At 40.2% G+C, this 2835-nt stretch carries 1 protein-coding gene; it reads left to right on the top strand.

The genetic code is table 11. From position 1 onward, the window contains the following. Positions 1–180 precede the first annotated feature (180 nt). Positions 181–2796: an alanine--tRNA ligase gene (gene alaS, locus QZR70_RS08830; protein WP_295794585.1), complete on the top strand. Its 2616-nt coding sequence runs from the start codon at positions 181–183 to the stop codon at positions 2794–2796. The last annotated feature ends 39 nt before the right edge of the window (positions 2797–2835 follow it).

Genomic DNA, 2835 nt, shown 5'->3' with positions numbered 1-2835 from the left:
AATCAATTATGTTCTGTTGATTTGTATAACCTCTTTTTTTGTATCTTTTTTTATGGCAGCTAGATGGAATAGAGAATGCTAATAAAGGTTAATTATATCCGGATATATATAGGTTATAATAGATTTTCTATGGTTTTTACGTTATAATTAAGAGTAAATTATTTTAGGAGGAATATACACATGAAGGGTAATGAACTGCGTCAAGCATACTTGCAGTTTTTTGAAAGCAAAGGACATTTAAAATTAGATAGTTTTTCTCTTATACCAGAAAACGATCCATCTCTATTATTGATTGGGGCAGGTATGGCGCCATTAAAGCCTTTCTTTACAGGTAAATTGGTACCTCCTTGTCATCGTATTACAACAAGCCAAAAATGTATGCGTACAGGTGACCTTGAAAACGTAGGTCGCACAGCTCGTCACCATACATTCTTTGAAATGCTTGGCAACTTCTCCTTTGGTGACTACTTCAAAAAAGAAGCAATTCACTGGGCGTGGGAGTTCTTAACTGAAGTTATTAAACTCGATAAAAATAGATTGTATGTTACTGTATATCCAGATGACCAAGAAGCATATGATACATGGCACAATGATTGTGGCGTAGAAGAAAGTCATATTACACGCCTAGAAGATAACTTCTGGGAAATCGGTGAAGGCCCTTGCGGTCCTGATAGTGAAATTTTCTTCGACCAAGGTCCTGAACATGGTTGTGATGATCCTAACTGTGCACCAGGTTGTGACTGCGATCGCTATCTTGAAATTTGGAACTTAGTATTCACTCAATTTAATAAAATGCCAGATGGTTCTTATGAACCATTGCAACATAAAAACATCGATACCGGCGCTGGTCTTGAACGATTGGCTTCCGTATTACAAGGTTGTAAAACAAACTTTGAAACAGATTTGATTTTCCCAATTATTGAAGCTACAGCTAAACGCGCTGGTGTTACATATAACGAAAATCCAAATACTGATGTTTCTTTAAAGGTTATCGCTGACCATGCTCGCGCTGTAACTGCATTGATTTCCGATGGCGTATTGCCATCTAACGAAGGTCGTGGTTACGTACTGCGTCGTATTTTACGTCGTGCTGTTCGTCATGGCCGTTTACTTGGTATTGAAGGTATCTTCTTAACACCACTTATTGATGTAGTAGTAGATATTCTTGGTCCTGGTATTAAATCCATTGCTGAGAAACAAGACTTCGTTAAACGGGTTGTACAAAATGAAGAAGAACGATTCAACCAAACCTTGGAACAAGGTCTTGAATTGTTGAATTCTTTGATTGATACACTTGCTGCTGAAAAAGCAACTGTAGTGCCTGGTACAGAAGTATTCAAACTATATGATACATACGGATTCCCTTGGGAATTAACAGAAGAAATCGCTTCTGAACGCGGCTTTACAATCGACCATGAAGGTTTTGAAGCAGCCATGAAGGAACAACGTGAACGCGCTCGTGAAGCTCGTGTAAAAGAAGATGCTAAGGTAGCAACACCTGACATTACATTCTTGAAAGACGAAGAGCTTCTTGAAGATGAAACTGTAACTGCTTCTTCCGTATTGATGATCGGCAAAGGCTCTGAACGTTTGCAAACAGCTGCTGATGGCGATGAAATTACTGTTATCGTACGCACCACACCATTCCACGCTGAAGGGGGCGGTCAATTAGGTGATACAGGCTTTATCGTTGGTCCAATGGGTAAGGTAGAGGTTCATAATACGAAACGTTTACCTGAAGGCACTGTATACCATATTGGTACTGTTGTGGAAGGCTCCATTTCCGAAGGCGATGATGTAACACTTGAAGTAGATACAAATCGTCGTGCTGCTATGGCTCGTAACCATACAGCAACACATTTGTTACATGCAGCATTGAAAAAGGTTCTAGGCGAGCATGTTAACCAAGCTGGCTCCTTAGTAACTCCAGATTACTTGCGTTTCGACTTCACTCACTTCTCTCCTGTAACACAAGAGAAACTTGATCAAATTGAAGTTCTTGTAAATGAAGAGATTTTAAAAGCTACAGATTTAGCTATTGCTGAAATGTCTATGGACGAAGCAAAAGCGAAAGGTGCGATGGCACTCTTTGGTGATAAATATGGTGATGTAGTTCGCGTTGTAGAGGTTCCTGGTTTCTCTGTTGAATTATGTGGTGGTTCTCACGTAGGTAATACAGCTTTCATTAGTTCCTTCCGCTTAACATCTGAAGCGGGTATCGGCTCTGGTGTACGTCGTATTGAAGCAATTACAGGTCGCGCAGCTTTAGATGCAGCAAAACATGATCGCTTGACTATTGAACGCATGGCAGGCGAACTTAAAACTAAAGCACCTCAAGTAGAAGAACGTTTGCACCAAGTATTGGCTGAAGCAAAAGAAACTGCTAAAGAATTGGAACAAATTCGTAAAGAGGTTTCTGCAGCTGGTGCGGCAGATATCATTGCTGGTAAGGTAATGATTGGTGACGTTGCATTTGTAGCGGCTGCTGTAAAAGCTTCCTCTATTGATGAGTTACGTGATATGGCTGATATGGGCCTTGATAAATTAGATGGTTCTGGCGTAGTGCTTGTAGGCGCTGCTATGGGTGATGACAAAGTCAACTTTGTATGTAAAGTATCCAAAGATGTAGTGGCTAAAGGCGCTAAAGCTGGTAATATCGTAAAAGCAGCAGCTCAAGTAGCTGGTGGTAATGGCGGTGGCCGTCCAGATATGGCTCAAGCAGGTGGTAAAGAACCAGCTAAATTGATGGAAGCGTTAAAAGCTGGTGGTGAAGCTTTAACATCTATGTTACAATAGGCATATAATTTTATAATTATACTTGTATCTGTTATAGAA

Source organism: uncultured Veillonella sp., assembly GCF_900545205.1.
In the GTDB taxonomy this organism is placed as follows: Bacteria; Bacillota; Negativicutes; order Veillonellales; family Veillonellaceae; genus Veillonella.
The sequence above is the reverse complement of the archived record's forward strand: the minus strand, read 5'-3'. Positions and strand labels throughout refer to the sequence as shown.

Coding starts and splice junctions, on each gene's coding strand:
- alaS (WP_295794585.1), top strand. CDS start 181: ATGAAGGGTAATGAACTGCGTCAAGCATACTTGCAGTTTTTTGAAAGC.